This is a genomic window from Streptomyces rimosus, assembly GCF_008704655.1.
GTDB classification, from domain to species: Bacteria; Actinomycetota; Actinomycetes; order Streptomycetales; family Streptomycetaceae; genus Streptomyces; species Streptomyces rimosus.
Window position 1 is genome coordinate 7174678 of record NZ_CP023688.1, and the last position, 15969, is coordinate 7190646.

Annotated in this window: 14 protein-coding genes; 6 read left to right on the top strand and 8 right to left on the bottom strand. The window is 71.8% G+C overall.

Annotated features, from left to right (window positions below; genetic code table 11):
* Window positions 1–76: 76 nt before the first annotated feature.
* The 3 genes from CP984_RS31270 (at window position 77) to CP984_RS31280 (ending at window position 2559) form a co-directional block, all read left to right on the top strand.
* On the top strand, window positions 77–412 hold the full coding sequence (locus CP984_RS31270) for an RNA polymerase-binding protein RbpA (RefSeq protein ID WP_003986538.1): 336 nt from the start codon (window positions 77–79) through the stop codon (window positions 410–412).
* 234 nt (window positions 413–646) lie between these two features.
* Window positions 647–2296 carry a glucose-6-phosphate isomerase gene (gene pgi / locus CP984_RS31275; protein WP_003986539.1) on the top strand — a complete coding sequence of 550 codons (1650 nt, stop codon included), beginning with the start codon at window positions 647–649 and terminating at the stop codon, window positions 2294–2296.
* Window positions 2296–2559, top strand: coding sequence for a hypothetical protein (locus CP984_RS31280; protein WP_003986540.1), 264 nt, complete (start codon window positions 2296–2298; stop codon window positions 2557–2559). Before pgi ends, CP984_RS31280 begins: the two co-directional genes overlap by 1 nt.
* A gap of 584 nt (window positions 2560–3143) precedes the next feature.
* On the opposite strand, the gene pgl is transcribed toward CP984_RS31280, so the two are convergent.
* The 5 genes from pgl to tkt are packed head-to-tail and all read right to left on the bottom strand — an operon-like array spanning window position 3144 to window position 9800.
* Window positions 3144–3926 carry a 6-phosphogluconolactonase gene (gene pgl, locus CP984_RS31285; protein WP_003986195.1) on the bottom strand — a complete coding sequence of 261 codons (783 nt, stop codon included), beginning with the start codon at window positions 3924–3926 and terminating at the stop codon, window positions 3144–3146.
* Complete coding sequence (gene opcA / locus CP984_RS31290) at window positions 3923–5041, bottom strand: glucose-6-phosphate dehydrogenase assembly protein OpcA (protein WP_003986196.1); 1119 nt, start codon at window positions 5039–5041, stop codon at window positions 3923–3925. The genes pgl and opcA overlap by 4 nt, the downstream gene beginning before the upstream one ends.
* Window positions 5038–6561, bottom strand: a complete 1524-nt coding sequence (gene zwf / locus CP984_RS31295) for a glucose-6-phosphate dehydrogenase (protein WP_003986197.1) — start codon at window positions 6559–6561, stop codon at window positions 5038–5040. Before zwf ends, opcA begins: the two co-directional genes overlap by 4 nt.
* A 6-nt stretch (window positions 6562–6567) precedes the next feature.
* Window positions 6568–7686, bottom strand: a complete 1119-nt coding sequence (tal, locus tag CP984_RS31300; protein ID WP_003986199.1) for a transaldolase — start codon at window positions 7684–7686, stop codon at window positions 6568–6570.
* A 35-nt stretch (window positions 7687–7721) separates the two neighbouring features.
* Entirely contained in the window at window positions 7722–9800 is a 2079-nt protein-coding gene (gene tkt / locus CP984_RS31305) for a transketolase (protein WP_003986200.1), read from the bottom strand.
* Window positions 9801–10317: 517 nt separating this feature from the next.
* On the opposite strand from tkt, the gene CP984_RS31310 reads away from it, so the two are divergent.
* From CP984_RS31310 to CP984_RS31320, 3 genes are all read left to right on the top strand, one after another.
* A complete protein-coding gene (locus tag CP984_RS31310; protein ID WP_202480045.1) occupies window positions 10318–11289 on the top strand; it encodes a heme o synthase in 972 nt (323 codons plus the stop codon).
* A gap of 113 nt (window positions 11290–11402) precedes the next feature.
* Window positions 11403–11774: a hypothetical protein gene (locus CP984_RS31315; protein ID WP_003986203.1), complete on the top strand. Its 372-nt coding sequence runs from the start codon at window positions 11403–11405 to the stop codon at window positions 11772–11774.
* Between the two features lie 182 nt (window positions 11775–11956).
* The gene (locus CP984_RS31320) at window positions 11957–13006 is read left to right on the top strand and encodes a hypothetical protein (RefSeq protein WP_003986204.1); all 1050 of its coding nucleotides are present in this window, start codon (window positions 11957–11959) and stop codon (window positions 13004–13006) included.
* Here CP984_RS31320 and CP984_RS31325 read toward each other — a convergent pair.
* The 3 genes from CP984_RS31325 to CP984_RS31335 form a co-directional block, all read right to left on the bottom strand.
* Window positions 12976–14001 carry a COX15/CtaA family protein gene (locus CP984_RS31325; protein ID WP_003986205.1) on the bottom strand — a complete coding sequence of 342 codons (1026 nt, stop codon included), beginning with the start codon at window positions 13999–14001 and terminating at the stop codon, window positions 12976–12978. The two genes, CP984_RS31320 and CP984_RS31325, sit on opposite strands and share 31 nt — an antisense overlap.
* 85 nt (window positions 14002–14086) lie before the next feature.
* Complete coding sequence (locus CP984_RS31330) at window positions 14087–14893, bottom strand: ABC transporter permease (RefSeq protein ID WP_003986206.1); 807 nt, start codon at window positions 14891–14893, stop codon at window positions 14087–14089.
* The gene (locus tag CP984_RS31335; protein ID WP_003986207.1) at window positions 14893–15852 is read right to left on the bottom strand and encodes an ABC transporter ATP-binding protein; all 960 of its coding nucleotides are present in this window, start codon (window positions 15850–15852) and stop codon (window positions 14893–14895) included. The genes CP984_RS31330 and CP984_RS31335 overlap by 1 nt, the downstream gene beginning before the upstream one ends.
* Between the last annotated feature and the right edge of the window lie 117 nt (window positions 15853–15969).

The window sequence follows — 15969 nt, forward strand, 5'->3', positions numbered from 1 at the left end:
TTACGTAGACTGGGGCGCTCCGCAGCGCGACTGCTGTTCGATGCTTCGCAGCACCATTACGCAGGGAGTTACAACCGTGGCAAGTGGCAACGCGATCCGAGGGAGTCGGGTCGGGGCGGGGCCGATGGGGGAGGCGGAGCGGGGCGAGTCCGCGCCGCGCATCCGCATCTCCTTCTGGTGCTCGAACGGGCACGAGACTCAGCCCAGCTTCGCCGGTGACGCGCAGATTCCGGACACCTGGGACTGCCCGCGCTGCGGCTTCCCGGCAGGCAAGGACCGGGACAACCCGCCGGACCCGCCGCGCACCGAACCGTACAAGACGCACCTCGCGTACGTCCGCGAGCGCCGCAGCGACGCCGACGGCGAGGCGATCCTCGCGGAGGCGCTCGCCAAGCTCCGCGGGGAGATCTGACGGACCAGCACACGACGGCCGGCCCGGCCGGAGGGAACCACCACCCCTCCGGCCGGGCCGTTCGCGTCTCCGGCCCGCGGCCGGGTGGGGCAGGGGCCGGTCGCGTACCGCTCCGAGGTGCCGAAACGGTTATCCGGGGCAGCCGACAGCGGGGGGACACCTCATCCCGCATCCTGATCAATTAGGTTGGGAGACGGCGGGGCCGGTACGAGAAGAAGAAGGCTGATGTCCGAGATGAACGCAGAAGGCCGCAGGCTCGACCAGACGGCCGAGTGGACCGCGCTGGGCAAGCACCGGGAGCAGCTGGGGGAGGTGCGGCTGCGCGACCTGTTCGACCAGGACCCGGACCGCGCCGGACGCTACACCCTCCAGGTCGGCGACCTGCACCTGGACTACTCCAAGCACCTGGTCACCGACGAGACGCTGCGCCTGCTGCGCGAGCTGGCCGCGGCCCGTGGCGTGGCCGAGCTGCGGGACGCGATGTTCCGCGGCGAGAAGATCAACGTCACCGAGAACCGGGCCGTGCTGCACACCGCGCTGCGCGTCCCCGAGTCCGCCTCGATCGAGGTCGACGGCGAGAACGTCGTCCCCGCCGTACACGCCGTCCTGCGCAAGATGCAGGTCTTCACCGACCGGGTGCGCTCGGGTGAGTGGAAGGGCCACACCGGCAAGCGGATCAAGACGGTCGTCAACATCGGCATCGGCGGCTCCGACCTGGGCCCGGCGATGGCGTACGAGGCGCTGCGCGCCTACACCCACCGCGACATGCAGTTCCGCTTCGTCTCCAACGTGGACGGCGCCGACCTGCACGAGGCCGTCCGCGACCTCGACCCCGCGGAAACGCTCTTCATCGTCGCCTCGAAGACCTTCACCACCATCGAGACGATCACCAACGCCACCTCCGCCCGCAACTGGCTGCTGACCGGCCTGCGGGCCGGCGAGGAAGCGGTGGCCAAGCACTTCGTCGCCCTGTCGACCAACGCCGAGAAGGTCGCGGACTTCGGCATCGACACCGACAACATGTTCGAGTTCTGGGACTGGGTCGGCGGCCGCTACTCCTTCGACTCCGCGATCGGCCTGTCCCTCATGCTGGCGATCGGCCCCGAGGCGTTCCGCGAGATGCTGGCCGGCTTCCACCTCGTCGACGAGCACTTCCGCTGCGCGCCCGCCGAGGAGAACGTCCCGCTCCTGCTCGGCCTGCTCGGCATCTGGTACGGCAACTTCTGGGACGCGCAGTCGCACGCGGTGCTCCCGTACAGCCATTACCTGTCCAAGTTCACGGCGTACCTCCAGCAGCTGGACATGGAGTCCAACGGCAAGTCCGTCACCCGCGACGGCAACCCGGTCCACTGGCAGACCGGCCCCGTCGTCTGGGGCACGCCCGGCACCAACGGCCAGCACGCGTACTACCAGCTCCTCCACCAGGGCACCAAGCTCATCCCGGCCGACCTCATCGGCTTCGCCAACCCGGTCGAGGACCTCCACCCCGGCCTGGTCGCCCAGCACGACCTGCTGATGGCCAACCTCTTCGCCCAGGGCCAGGCGCTGGCCTTCGGCAAGACCCCCGACGAGGTACGGGCCGAGGGCGTCCCCGAGGAACTGGTCCCGCACAAGACCTTCCAGGGCAACCGCCCCACCACCACCATCCTGGCCAAGGAACTCACCCCCTCCGTACTGGGCCAGCTGATCGCCCTCTACGAGCACAAGGTCTTCGTCCAGGGCGCCGTCTGGAACATCGACTCCTTCGACCAGTGGGGCGTCGAACTCGGCAAGGTCCTGGCGAAGCGAGTCGAGCCCGCGCTCACGGAGGGCACGGACGTCGAGGGGCTGGACGCCTCGACGCGGTCCCTGGTGGCCACGTACCGCGAGATGCGGGGCCGCTGATGGCGGCGGAGGAGGGGGTCCTGGCCGAGTTCCTGGACCTCCTCACCCCGGAGAACCGGCAGTGGTTCGAGTCGCGCCCGGAGGCCGAGCAGCGCGAGGTGGCGACCCGTCACCTGGAAGCCGTACAGGGCGACAAGGAACACGCCCTGGGCGCCTACGACACGCATGACACTGACGTGTCGGGTGTGGCGGTGGGGGATCTCCAGGATCCCGCGCACGTCGCCAACGCGATGGTCCGGCAGGAGCGCGAGCGCAGGCCGTGACCGGCTGAGGCCCGGTCGCGGTGGGCGCGGGCTCGGCCCCTCCGGACTCCGTCCTGCGGTCCCGAACCCTCCCGTACGCGTCGGACTGCCACGTACGTGGGTGGGGGGACGTCTGCCCCCACCGGCCGTTCGTCGCCGTACGGCGGGAGGGGGCGGGCCGTAGGACGGAGTCTGGAGGACCGGTCCCGTGCACGGGTGCGGGACGGCGGCACCGGATACGGGCAGCGAGTCGGCCACGGCGGCTGGCCCGCCGCCGGCCGTCGAAACTCCCCGGTACGGCGGTGGCGCGGGCCCGGCCCCTCCGGACTCCGTCCTACGGTGCCGAACCCTCCCGTACGCGTTCGGCTGCCACGTACGTGGGTGGGGGGACGTCTGCCCCCACCGGCCGTTCGTCGCCGTACGGCGGGAGGGGGCGGGCCGTAGGACGGAGTCTGGAGGACCGGTCCCGTACCCAAGTGCGGGACGGCGGCACCGGATACGGGCAGCGAGTCGGCCACGGCGGCTGGCCCACCACCGGCCGACGAAACCCCGTCGGACGACGAACGGCCCCGCTCCCACAAGGGAACGGGGCCGTCGTACGGACGTCAGGCCGAAGCCGGCGGGTACAGACCCCGCGGCAACTGCGACGCGGCCGCCTCGTCCAGGAGCCACAGCGTGCGGCTGCGGCCGTAGGCGCCCGCTGCCGGGGCCTGGATCTCTCCGGCGCCGGAGAGGGCCATCGCCGCGGCCTTCGCCTTGTCCTCGCCCGCCGCGAGCAGCCAGACCTCGCGGGCCGCGCGGATGGCGGGCAGGGTCAGGGAGAGGCGGGTGGGCGGGGGCTTGGGGGCGCCGTGGACGGCGACGACCGTGCGCTCCGTCTCGCGTACGGCGGGCAGCTCCGGGAAGAGCGACGCCACGTGCGTGTCCGGGCCGACGCCCAGGAGCAGGACGTCGAAGGACGGCACGGGGCCGTGGTCCTCGGGACCCGCCGCCGCGGACAGTTCGATCGCGTACGCCTCGGCCGCGGCGTCCGCGTCATTGCCGTACGGGCCGTTCGACGGGGCCATCACATGCACCCGCGCCGGGTCCACCGGAACGCTGTCCAGCAGGGCCTCCCGGGCCTGCGTGTGATTGCGCTCCGGGTCGCCGTCCGGCAGGAACCGCTCGTCGCCCCACCACAGGTCCAGCCGGCCCCAGTCCACCGCGTCCCGGGCGGGCGCCTCGGCGAGGGCCGCGAGCAGCCCGTTGCCGTTGCGGCCGCCCGTCAGGACGACGGAGGCCGAGCCGCGGGCCGCCTGCGCGTCCACGATCTTCGTGATCAGCCGGGCCGCCGCGGCCTTGGCCATCAGCTCCTTGTCCCGGTGGACGACGACCTGCGGCGCGCTCACTCGGAGTCCGCCTTCGGAGCCGCCTTCGAGTCCGCCTTCTTGGTGGCGGACTTCTTGGCGGGGGCCTTGGCCTTGGCTGCGGACTTGGCCTCGGCCGAATCCGTGGCCTCCGCCGCGTCAGCGGCACTGGTGACCGGCTCGTCCGCGGACTCGGCCGCCCGCGCGGCCAGCGGCGTCTGCGCCCGCTCCGGCTCACCGAGCCGGTCCACGCCGTACTTCAGCGTGGAGGCGTACGTGTCGTCAGGGTCGAGCCGCCGCAGCTCCTCCGCCAGGAGTTCCGCGGTGTCGCGCCGCTTGAGCGCGACGTTGCGGTCCGGCTGGCCCTGCATGGCGAGCGTGGCCAGCGAGCCGTCCGCGCGGTCGAGCGCGACCGGGCCGCAGTCCGTCTCCATGCGGACCGCAGTCAGGCCGGGGCCTGCCGAGAGCAGGCGCCGGACCGGTACGTTCAGCCGGTCGGCGAGCCACATGGCGAGCAGCTCGACGCTGGGGTTGAACTCCTCGCCCTCGACCTCGACCTCGGACACCTTGCACGGCAGCTGGTCGAGTGCCGCCGCCAGCATGGAGCGCCAGGGGGTGACGCGGGTCCAGGACAGGTCCGTGTCGCCGGGGGAGTACGCCTCGGCGCGCTCGGCCAGCTCACGGAGCGGGTTCTCCGCGGTGTACATGTCGGTGACGCGCCGCTGCGCGAGCGCGCCGAGCGGGTCGCGGGCGGCGTCCACCGGCGCGTTGACCGGCCACCACACGACGACCGGCGCGTCCGGCAGCAGCAGCGGCAGCACCACGGACTGGGCGTGGTTGATGGCCTCGCCGTAGAGCCGCAGGACGACCGTCTCGCCGGTGCCGGCGTCCGCGCCGACGCGGACCTCGGCGTCCAGGCGCGCCTTGGCGCGGTCGCGGGGCGACCGGCTGACGCGCTTGATGACGACGAGGGTGCGCGAGGGGTGCTCGCGGGACGCCTCGTTGGCGGCCTTCAGGGCGTCGTAGGCGTTCTCCTCGTCGGTGACGATGACGAGGGTGAGCACCATGCCGATGGCGGGGGTGCCGATGGTACGACGGCCCTGGACCAGCGCCTTGTTGACCTTGCTGGCCGTGGTCTCCGTCAGATCGATCTTCATGGCCGACGCCAGCTCCGTCCGTCTCGTGCGAGCATTTCGTCCGCCTCGGCCGGCCCCCAGGTCCCGGCCGGGTACTGCGCGGGCTTGCCGTGCTGGTCCCAGTACGCCTCGATCGGATCGAGAATCCGCCAGGACTGCTCGACCTCCTCGACGCGCGGGAAGAGGTTGGCGTCACCGAGCAGCACGTCCAGGATCAGGCGCTCGTACGCCTCCGGGCTGGACTCGGTGAAGGACTCGCCGTACGCGAAGTCCATCGAGACGTCCCGTACCTCCATGGAGGTGCCGGGCACCTTCGAGCCGAACCGCATGGTGACGCCCTCGTCCGGCTGGACGCGGATGACCAGGGCGTTCTGGCCCAGTTCTTCCGTGGCGGTGTGGTCGAAGGGGGAGTGCGGCGCGCGCTGGAAGACGACCGCGATCTCGGTGACGCGGCGGCCCAGGCGCTTGCCGGTGCGCAGGTAGAAGGGGACGCCCGCCCAGCGGCGGTTGTCGACCTCCAGCTTGACCGCGGCGTAGGTGTCGGTGCGGGAGTGGGGGTCGATGCCCTCTTCCTCCAGGTAGCCGACGACCTTCTCGCCGCCCTGCCAGCCGGCCGTGTACTGGGCGCGCACCGTCTCCTTGCCCAGGTCGGCGGGGAGCCGTACGGCACCGAGGACCTTGGTCTTCTCGGCGACCAGCGCGTCCGCGTCGAAGGAGGCGGGCTCCTCCATCGCGGTGAGCGCGAGCAGCTGGAGGAGGTGGTTCTGGATCACGTCACGGGCGGCGCCGATGCCGTCGTAGTAGCCGGCGCGGCCGCCGATGCCGATGTCCTCGGCCATCGTGATCTGGACGTGGTCGACGTAGGAGCGGTTCCACAGCGGCTCGAACAGCGTGTTCGCGAAGCGCAGCGCCAGGATGTTCTGGACCGTCTCCTTGCCGAGGTAGTGGTCGATCCGGAAGACCTCTTCCGGCGGGAAGACCTCGTGGACGATCCGGTTGAGCTCGCGGGCGCTCTCCAGGTCGTGGCCGAAGGGCTTCTCGATGACCGCGCGGCGCCAGGAGTCCTTGGTCTGGTCGGCGAGCCCGTGCTTCTTGAGCTGCTGGACGACCTTGGGGAAGAACTTGGGCGGTACGGACAGGTAGAAGGCGAAGTTGCCGCCGGTGCCCTGCGCCTTGTCGAGCTCCTCGATGGTCTTCTTGAGGGTCTCGAAGGCCTCGTCGTCGTCGAAGTCGCCCTGGACGAACCGGCAGCCCTGGACGAGCTGCTGCCAGACCTCTTCGCGGAACGGCGTACGGGAGTGCTGCTTGACGGCCTCGTACACCTCCTGGGCGAAGTCCTGGTGCTCCCACTCGCGGCGGGCGAAGCCGATGAGGGAGAAGCCCGGCGGCAGCAGCCCGCGATTCGCCAGGTCGTAGACGGCAGGCATCAGCTTTTTACGGGACAAATCGCCCGTGACGCCAAAGATGACCAGGCCCGACGGCCCCGCGATACGCGGGAGCCGTCGGTCCGCGGCGTCACGCAGCGGATTGCTGCTGGACAAAGTGGGTCAGCCCTCCGAAGGAGCGAGGCGCTTGAGCTCCGCCTCAGTGGACTTGAGCAGGTCGTTCCAGGACGCCTCGAACTTCTCGACGCCCTCGTCCTCCAGCACCTGCACGATGTCGTCGTACGAGATGCCGAGCTTCGCCAGCGCGTCGAGGTCGGCGCGGGCCTGCTCGTAGGTGCCGCGCACCTTGTCGCCGGTGATCTCGCCGTGGTCGGCGGTGGCCTCCAGGGTGGCCTCGGGCATGGTGTTGACCGTGTTCGGCGCGACCAGTTCCTCGACGTACATGGTGTCCTTGAGCGACGGGTCCTTGACGCCGGTCGAGGCCCACAGCGGACGCTGCTTGTTGGCGTGCGCCTTCTCCAGCGCGGCCCAGCGGTCCGAGGAGAAGACCTCCTCGTACGCCTGGTAGGCCAGGCGCGCGTTGGCGACGGCGGCCTTGCCCTTGAGGGCCTTGGCCTCGTCGGTGCCGATCGCGTCCAGGCGCTTGTCGGTCTCGGTGTCCACGCGGGAGACGAAGAAGGACGCCACCGACTGGATCTTGGACAGGTCCAGACCGGCCGCCTTGGCCTTCTCCAGACCCTCCAGGTAGGCGTCCATGACCGCGCGGTAGCGCTCCAGCGAGAAGATCAGCGTGACGTTGACGCTGATGCCCCGGGCGATCGTCTCGGTGATCGCCGGCAGGCCCGCCTTGGTGGCCGGGATCTTGATGAGCGCGTTGGGGCGGTCCACCAGCCAGGCCAGCTGCTTGGCCTCGGCGACGGTGGCGCGGGTGTTGTGGGCCAGGCGCGGGTCGACCTCGATGGAGACCCGGCCGTCCTGGCCGTCGGTGGCGTCGAAGACCGGACGCAGGATGTCGGCGGCGTCCCGCACGTCCGACGTCGTGATCATCCGGATGGCTTCCTCGACGGTCACCTTGCGGGCGGCCAGGTCGGTGAGCTGGGTGTCGTAGCCGTCACCCTGCGAGATGGCCTTCTGGAAGATCGACGGGTTGGTGGTGACACCGACGACGTGCTGCTGGTCGATCAGCTCGGCCAGGTTGCCGGACGTGATCCGCTTGCGGGACAGGTCGTCCAGCCAGATCGCGACGCCTTCGTCGGAGAGGCGCTTGAGTGCGTCTGTCATGGGGTTTGCATCTCCTACTAGATCGTGTACGGGCGTCAGCGCGTGGCCGCTGCGAGGGATTCCCGGGCCGCCGTGGCGACCGCGTCGGCGGTGAAGCCGAACTCGTGGAAGAGGGTCTTGGCGTCCGCCGAGGCACCGAAGTGCTCCAGCGAGACGATCCGGCCCTGCGGACCCACGTAGCGGTGCCAGGTCAGACCGATGCCGGCCTCGACCGCGACCCGGGCCTTGACCGTCGGCAGCAGCACGCTGTCGCGGTACCCCTGGTCCTGCTCCTCGAACCACTCGACGGACGGCATCGAGACGACGCGAGTCGGGATGCCCTCGGCCTGCAGCGCCTCGCGCGCCTCGACGGCGAGCTGCACCTCGGAGCCGGTGCCGATCAGGATGACCTGCGGCTCGCCGCCCTCGGCCTCGAACAGCACGTAGCCGCCCTTGGCCGCGGCCGGGTTCGCCTCGTACGTCGGTACGCCCTGGCGGGTGAGCGCGAGGCCGTGCGGCGCCGGCTTGCTCTGGTGGCGGCGCAGGATCTCGGCCCAGGCGGTGGCGGTCTCGTTGGCGTCGGCCGGGCGCACGATGTTCAGGCCCGGGATGGCGCGCAGCGCGGACAGGTGCTCGACCGGCTGGTGGGTCGGGCCGTCCTCGCCGAGGCCGATGGAGTCGTGGGTCCACACGTACGTCACGGGCAGCTGCATGAGCGCGGCGAGGCGGACGGCGGGGCGCATGTAGTCGGAGAACACCAGGAAGGTGCCGCCGTAGATGCGGGTGTTGCCGTGCAGCGCGATGCCGTTCATGGTCGAGCCCATGGCGTGCTCACGGATGCCGTAGTGCACCGTGCGGCCGTACGGGCTCGCCTCCGGGAGCGGGTTGCCCTCCGGCAGGAACGAGGAGTTCTTGTCGATGGTGGTGTTGTTCGAGCCGGCGAGGTCGGCGGAGCCGCCCCACAGCTCGGGCACGACCGCGCCGAGCGCCTGGAGGATCTTGCCGGAGGCCGCGCGGGTGGCGACGCCCTTGCCGGTCTCGAAGGCGGGCAGCGCCTTCTCCCAGCCGTCCGGCAGTTCGCCCGCCTGGATACGGTCGAACATGGCGGCGCGCTCCGGGTTGGCGGCGCGCCAGGCGGCGAGCTGCTTGTCCCACTCGGCGTGCGCCTCGCTGCCGCGCTTCCAGGCGGCGCGGGTGTGCTCGAGGACCTCGTCGGAGACCTCGAAGGACTTCTCCGGGTCGAAGCCCAGCACCTTCTTGGTGGCCGCGACCTCTTCGTCGCCCAGCGCGGAGCCGTGCGCGGCCTCGGTGTTCTGGGCGTTCGGGGCGGGCCAGGCGATGATCGAGCGGGCCGCGATGAAGGAGGGACGCTCGGTCTCCTCCTGGGCGGCCTTGAGGGCCTTGGCCAGGCCGACCGGGTCGAGGTCGCCGCTGGGCAGCTGCTCGACGCGCTGGACGTGCCAGCCGTACGCCTCGTAGCGCTTGATCGTGTCCTCGGAGATGGCGGTCTCGGTGTCGCCCTCGATGGAGATGTGGTTGTCGTCCCACAGCATCACGAGGTTGCCGAGCTTCTGGTGGCCGGCGAGCGAGGACGCCTCGGCCGACACGCCCTCCTGGAGGCAGCCGTCACCGGCGATGACCCAGATGGTGTGGTCGAAGGGCGAGGTGCCGGGGGCCGCGTCCGGGTCGAACAGGCCGCGCTCGTAGCGGGCGGCCATGGCCATGCCCACCGCGTTGGCGACACCCTGGCCGAGCGGTCCCGTGGTGGTCTCCACACCGACCGTGTGGCCGTACTCCGGGTGGCCCGGGGTCTTGGAGCCCCAGGTGCGGAAGGACTTCAGGTCGTCCAGCTCCAGGCCGTAGCCGGCCAGGTAGAGCTGGATGTAAAGGGTCAGGCTGGAGTGGCCCGCCGACAGGACGAACCGGTCGCGGCCGGTCCACTTGGCGTCCGCCGGGTCGTGCTTCATCAGCTTCTGGAAGAGGACGTAGGCGGCCGGCGCGAGGCTCATGGCGGTACCCGGATGGCCGTTACCGACCTTCTGCACGGAATCCATGGCCAGGACGCGAACGGTATCGACGGCCCGCTGGTCCAGATCGGTCCACTCGAAATCTGTGGTGGTCGGCTTGGTGCTCACCCTGAGTCAGGGCTCCTCTCCACATGTCGAATGCCGGGGACGGTATGTCCACCCGGCGCTGTCGAGCCTACCCCCGCATGTACGCGCGTCTTTTCGACGGAGCGTCGACGGCTCGTCATGATGAAACCAGTCGCCTAGAGCAACCAAATCCATGCGCCGGACATTCCCGCCCCGGGTGGGGCGGCCACATCTCCAGACTGCCGGGCGGCGCCCGCCTTCGCCTCCTGAACGGCGTGAACGGCGGCGGAACGCGGAGGGCCGGACGCCGGAGAAGGGGGACCGCGGCGCGCGGCGGAACGGCGGCGTGCGGCGGAACGGCGGCGTGCGGCGGGTGACGCGCGCGAGGGGCGGCGGACGATGCGGCCCGGCCGGCCCCGGGACCGGCCTCAACACGACCCCACCCCCGCGAAGGCCGTCGTATGGCCAACGTCTAAAGTGGCGTGGTACGCGCAAGCCTTAACCGGGTCTTCACGGCCGGGGACGCTTGCTGGCCTTATCTTCGCGGCGCGAGTCGCTGATGTTACTTCCAGGGGTGTGCGTGACGGCCGTCGAATCCCGTCCTGCAGGGGTCCTAGCCCAGGGCCCGCAGGGTTCAGGTCACCGTCCGTTCGGGGCCCGTGTCAAGGCGTTCGTGGCACTGACCAAGCCGCGGGTCATCGAGCTGCTGCTCATGACGACGGTGCCGGTGATGTTCCTGGCGGCCGGCGGCGTCCCCGACCTGGGCCTGGTGCTGGCCACCTGCATCGGCGGCTATCTCTCCGCCGGCGGTGCCGCCGCGTTCAACATGTACATCGACCGCGACATCGATGCCCTGATGGACCGCACCTCGCAGCGGCCCCTGGTCACCGGCATGGTCTCGCCCCGGGAGTGCCTGGTCTTCGCGAGTGCGCTGGCTGTCGGCTCCACCGCGTGGTTCTGGTTCCTGGTCAACCCGCTCTCGGCGATGCTCTCGCTCGGCGCGCTGCTCTTCTATGTCGTCGTCTACACGATGATCCTCAAGCGGCGTACCGCCCAGAACATCGTCTGGGGCGGCATCGCGGGCTGCATGCCGGTCTTCATCGGCTGGTCCGCGGTCACCAACACCGTCTCCTGGGCCTCGGCCATCCTCTTCCTCGTCATCTTCTTCTGGACGCCGCCGCACTACTGGCCGCTGTCCATGAAGGCCAAGGACGACTACGAGCGGGTCGGCGTGCCGATGCTGCCGGTCGTCGCCGGGAACAAGGCCGTGGCCCGCCAGATCGTCGCGTACAGCTGGGTGATGGTGCTGGTCTCCCTGCTGCTCCAGCCGCTGGGCTACACGGGCTGGTTCTACACCGCGGTGGCGGTGCTGTGCGGCGGCTTCTGGCTCATCGAGGCGCATGGCCTCCAGTCCCGCGCCAAGGCCGGGATCACCGGGCCGAAGCTGAAGGAGATGCGGCTGTTCCACTGGTCGATCACCTATGTCTCGCTGCTGTTCGTCGCGCTGGCCGTGGACCCGTTCCTGCGGTAGCCGCGGTGCGCCCGTAGCGTCCCGAGGGCCCGTCACGACACGCTCGTGGCGGGCCCTCGGCGTACGCAGGGCGGCTCTTCCCCCGCTGATTACCGGCGGGTAGCATCCTGTCCATGGCAGACACCAAGCAGGCGGACGAGCAGCGGGAAGACCAGGAGACCGGGGGCCGGTCCAAGCGGGACGAGCGGCGCACGGCCGCGCTGGCCAAGGCCGTCCGCGCCTTCGCCGCCGCGCACGGCGGCAGCGCCGGGGCCCAGCTGGCCCACATCGGCCGCGGCCGCGTCCGTATCGCGCTGGTCGGCGCGGACGGCCAGTGGGGCAACCTGGTCGCCGACTCCCAGGACATCGCGCGGGGCGCGGTCGAGCGGGCGGGGGCCGAGCTGCACGAGGACTTCGACGGCGAGTTCGCGGCCAAGGTGCGCACCGGGCCGTACGAATGGTCGCGGATGGCGGGCATCCAGGTGGGCGGTCCGGCCAACGCGTAAGCACGGACCGCTGTGCGGCCCCGGCCCCGGCCCCACGGCCCCACGGCCCGCCGGGCCCGGGCCCGCTACCTGACGACCGCGTCGTCCGTTGAGCCCACCAGGGGCGGCGTCCGTGCCGCGCCGGGTGGGCTCTCGGCGCCGCGGGCGCCTTCGGCTTCGGAGGCTTCGGGGAGGAGGGGCGGATGGACCGACTGCCACCGCTCGTGGACCAGTACGGCCACGGCGTGCTCCACGGGGACCTGGGGCTCGGCGCCTTCGAGGCGCACCTCGCCGCGGCCTCCGGCGGCCACGGCCCGGCACCGGCCGGCACCACCTTCTTCGACAGCTGGACCGGCCTCGGCGTACGCCGCTGGTGCCCGCCGCTGCTCGGCCTGGAGGCCCACTGCCCGCCCGCCCGCTACCTCGCCCGCAGGCGGGAGCTGGGTGCCTACCGCGCGACCCGTCTGCTGCTGCGCGGCTCCGGCATCGCTACGTTCCTGCTGGCGGCCGGGGCGCCCAGCGAGCTGACCTCGGCCGCCGAACTGGCCGCCGCTGCGGAGGCCGGTGCCCACGAGGTCATCCGGCTCGAACCGCTCGCCGAACAGATCGCCGACACCTCCGGCAGCGTCGACTCCTTCATCGGCTACACCGCCGAGGCGGTCTACGCGGCCACCCAGGACGCCACCGCCTTCGCCTCCGCCGCGGCCTTCTGCGAGGGCCGCGCCCCGGAGGCGGGCGAGGTGCGGCGCGCCGCCGACCGGTGGCTGCGCGACCGCAGGCCGGGAGAGCGCCTCACCGACCCGACGCTGCTGCGGCACCTGCTGTGGAGCGCGGTGGCCACCGGCGTCCCCGTACAGCTGCACTGCCCCGATCCGCAGCCGCTGACGGGCTTCCTGCGGGCCACCGCCGGTCTCGGTACGGACGTGGTGCTGCTGCCCCGGCCGCCGCACCACGCGCGGGCGGCGGAGCTGGCGGCGGTGCACCCGCACGTCTACGCGGACGCCGGGCCGTACCCCGGGGACACGCTCGCCCGCGCCCCGTTCGGCAAGCTGCTGTTCTCCACGGGGGCGCGGGCGCTGCCCGAGCTGTACGTGACGGGCGCGCGGTTCTTCGTACGGGCCCTGGAGCGGGTCGTACGGGAGTGGACCGAGGAGGGCATGTGCGCGCCCGCGGACGCGCGGCTGATCACCGCGATGATCGCGTCCGGGACGGCGCGCCGGGTCTACCGGCTGGAGGCCCCGGCGGCGGGCTGAGGCGCGGTGGCGCCGGCCTCGGCGGGGGCCGGAACCTCGGCCTTGGGACCGGAGGTCTCGCCGTCCCCGGCGGGCACCGGCCCCCGGTCGCGCAGCGCGAGGTGGATGCGCAGCACGCAGATCCACACCAGCGTCGAGACCAGCATGTGCAGGCCGACGACGATCTCCGGCAGGCCCGCGAAGTACTGGACGTAGCCGATGACGCCCTGGACGGCGATGCAGCCGAACAGCTCCAGGACCATCCGGCGCGGCGCGGCCGGCGCCTTGACGGCGCGCAGCGTGAACCACAGGGCCACGGACAGGCCGACCACGATGTAGACGAAGTCGACGTGCAGCTGGGTGATCTCGTGCCAGTCCACCGGGATGCGGTGGACCTTCTTGGCGTCGCCCGCGTGCGGGCCCGCGCCGGTGACGACCGTACCCAGGACGGTGAGCGCGCCGGTCGCCAGGACCAGCAGCCCGGACAGCTGGCGCACCGGCCGGGAGACCAGGTCGCGCGGCGCCTCGTCGCCCTCGGCGGCGCGCCGCCAGGCCAGTACGGAGACCGTGAGCAGGGCGGTGGTGAGCAGGAAGTGCGCGGCCACGAGGTACGGGTTCAGACCGGTCAGGACGACGATGCCGCCCCAGACCGCGTTGCCCATGACCACCCAGAACATCGCCCAGCCGAGGCGGGTGAGCGAGCGGCGGCGGGGCGCGCGGGCGCGGGCCGCGATGATGAAGACGCCGATGAACGCGCACAGCACGTACGTCAGCAGCCGGTTGCCGAACTCGATGAGGCCGTTGATGCCCATCGCGGCGGTGGGCGTGAGGCTGTCCGGGGTGCACTTGGGCCAGGTCGAGCAGCCCAGGCCGGACTGGGTGAGCCGGACGGCGCCGCCCGTCACGACGATCACGACGGACATCACGACGGTGGCCAGCGCGGCGCGCCGGACGAAGGCGGCGCTCGGCTGCCAGCGGCGCGCGATCAGCTCAAAGGGGTTCCACGTGTTCGGCACGCAGCCATGGTAGGCCGCGGCTTGTGCAAAGTTTCACGAGGGGGGTGGGCAACGCGCGGGCCGTTCGGGTCACCGCAGCTCACGGCTACTCCCAGCGGAAGAACTTGGCCGCAGCGCCCAGCCCGAGGACCGCCCACACGGCGAGGATGCCCAGGTCGCCCCAGGGCAGCCCGGCGCCGTGCTGGAGGACGTCCCGCAGGCCGTCCGAGAGCGCGGAGATCGGCAGCAGTCCGAGCACCGACTGCACCGCGCCGGGGAACTTGTCCAGCGGCACGATCACCCCGCCGCCCACCAGCAGCAGCAGGAAGACGAGATTGGCCGCCGCCAGCGTCGCCTCCGCCTTGAGGGTGCCCGCCATCAGCAGGCCGAGGCCGGAGAACGCCGCCGTACCGAGGACGAGCAGCAGCACCACGGACAGCGGGTTGCCGTGCGGGGACCAGCCCAGCGCGAACGCGATCACCGTCAGCAGCACGATCTGGAGGATCTCGGTCACCAGCACCGAGCAGGTCTTGGCCGTCATCAGCGCCCAGCGGGGCAGAGGCGAGGCGGCCAGCCGCTTCAGGACCCCGTACCGGCGCTCGAAACCGGTCGCGATGGCCTGCCCGGTGAAGGCGGTGGACAGCACGGCGAGGGCCAGGATGCCCGGCGTCAGGAAGTCGACCGCCTTGCCCGCGCCCGTGTCCACGATGTCCACGGCGGAGAACAGGACCAGCAGAAGCGTCGGGATGACGACGGTCAGCAGCAGCTGCTCACCGTTGCGCAGCAGCATCTTCGTTTCGAGGAGGGCCTGCGCGCGGATCATCCGGCCCAGCGGCGCCGCGCCGGGCCGGGGGGCGAAGGTGCCGGGGGCGCCGGCCGCGCCGCCCCGGTCCGTCGTGCCGGTGGCGGTCATCAGCGCAGCTCCTTGCCGGTCAGTTCGAGGAAGACGTCCTCCAGGGTGTGCCGTTCGACGGCAATGGCGTTCGGCATGACGCCGTGCTGCGCGCACCAGGAGGCCACGGTCGCCAGCAACTGCGGGTCGACCTTCCCGCTCACCCGGTACGTGCCGGGCGTCAGCTCGGCCGCCGCGCTGTCCGCGGGCAGCGCCTTGAGCAGCGTCGCCAGGTCGAGGCCGGGCCGACCGGTGAAGCGCAGGGTGTTCTCGGCGCCGCCCGCGCACAGCTCCTCCGGGCTGCCCTGGGCGATCACCCGGCCTCCGTCGATGATCGCCACATCGTCGGCCAGCTGCTCGGCCTCGTCCATGAAGTGGGTGGTCAGCACGGTGCTCACGCCGTCGGCCCGCAGCTCCCGTACGAGGTCCCAGGTGGCGTGCCGGGCCTGTGGGTCCAGACCGGCCGTCGGCTCGTCGAGGAAGACCAGCTCCGGGCGGCCCACGACGGCCATGGCCAGCGCGAGCCGCTGCTGCTGCCCGCCGGACAGCCGCCGGTAGCTCGTACGGCCGCAGCTGCCCAGGCCCAGCCGGTCCATGAGCAGATCGACGTCGACGGGGTGGGCGTGCAGGCTCGCGGTGTGCCGCAGCATCTCCTCGGCGCGGGCGCCCGCGTAGACGCCGCCGGACTGGAGCATCACGCCGATACGGGGGCGTAGCGCCGCGGCGTCGGCGACCGGGTCCAGGCCCAGGACGCGGACGGTTCCCGCGTCGGGACGGCGGTAGCCCTCGCAGACCTCGACGGTGGTGGTCTTCCCGGCGCCGTTGGGCCCGAGGACGGCGGTCACCGAGCCCGCCTCGACCCGGAGGTCGAGGCCGTCCACCGCGGTCTTGCTCCCGTACCGCTTGACCAGGCCGGTGATCTCTACGGCGGGCGGACGGCCGGGGGCCCGGGGGGTGTCCCCGGAGGAGGCGCTGCGCATGACCGGAAGTCTACGAAGCGCGGGGGTGCGCGCAGGCGCGGGGGCGAAAAGGCCCGGCCAAGGAGGTATTCCCCCGGGCGGCGGAGGCGGGCCGTCCTGTGCGGGGCGTAGATCACC

Excerpts from the sequence above, each read along its gene's own strand:
- tal (WP_003986199.1), bottom strand. The coding sequence starts at position 7,686 with ATGACAGACGCACTCAAGCGCCTCTCCGACGAAGGCGTCGCGATCTGG.
- CP984_RS31310 (WP_202480045.1), top strand. The coding sequence starts at position 10,318 with ATGTTACTTCCAGGGGTGTGCGTGACGGCCGTCGAATCCCGTCCTGCA.
- CP984_RS31280 (WP_003986540.1), top strand. The coding sequence starts at position 2,296 with ATGGCGGCGGAGGAGGGGGTCCTGGCCGAGTTCCTGGACCTCCTCACC.
- pgi (WP_003986539.1), top strand. The coding sequence starts at position 647 with ATGAACGCAGAAGGCCGCAGGCTCGACCAGACGGCCGAGTGGACCGCG.
- opcA (WP_003986196.1), bottom strand. The coding sequence starts at position 5,041 with ATGAAGATCGATCTGACGGAGACCACGGCCAGCAAGGTCAACAAGGCG.
- CP984_RS31335 (WP_003986207.1), bottom strand. The coding sequence starts at position 15,852 with ATGCGCAGCGCCTCCTCCGGGGACACCCCCCGGGCCCCCGGCCGTCCG.
- CP984_RS31330 (WP_003986206.1), bottom strand. The coding sequence starts at position 14,893 with ATGACCGCCACCGGCACGACGGACCGGGGCGGCGCGGCCGGCGCCCCC.
- CP984_RS31315 (WP_003986203.1), top strand. The coding sequence starts at position 11,403 with ATGGCAGACACCAAGCAGGCGGACGAGCAGCGGGAAGACCAGGAGACC.
- CP984_RS31320 (WP_003986204.1), top strand. The coding sequence starts at position 11,957 with ATGGACCGACTGCCACCGCTCGTGGACCAGTACGGCCACGGCGTGCTC.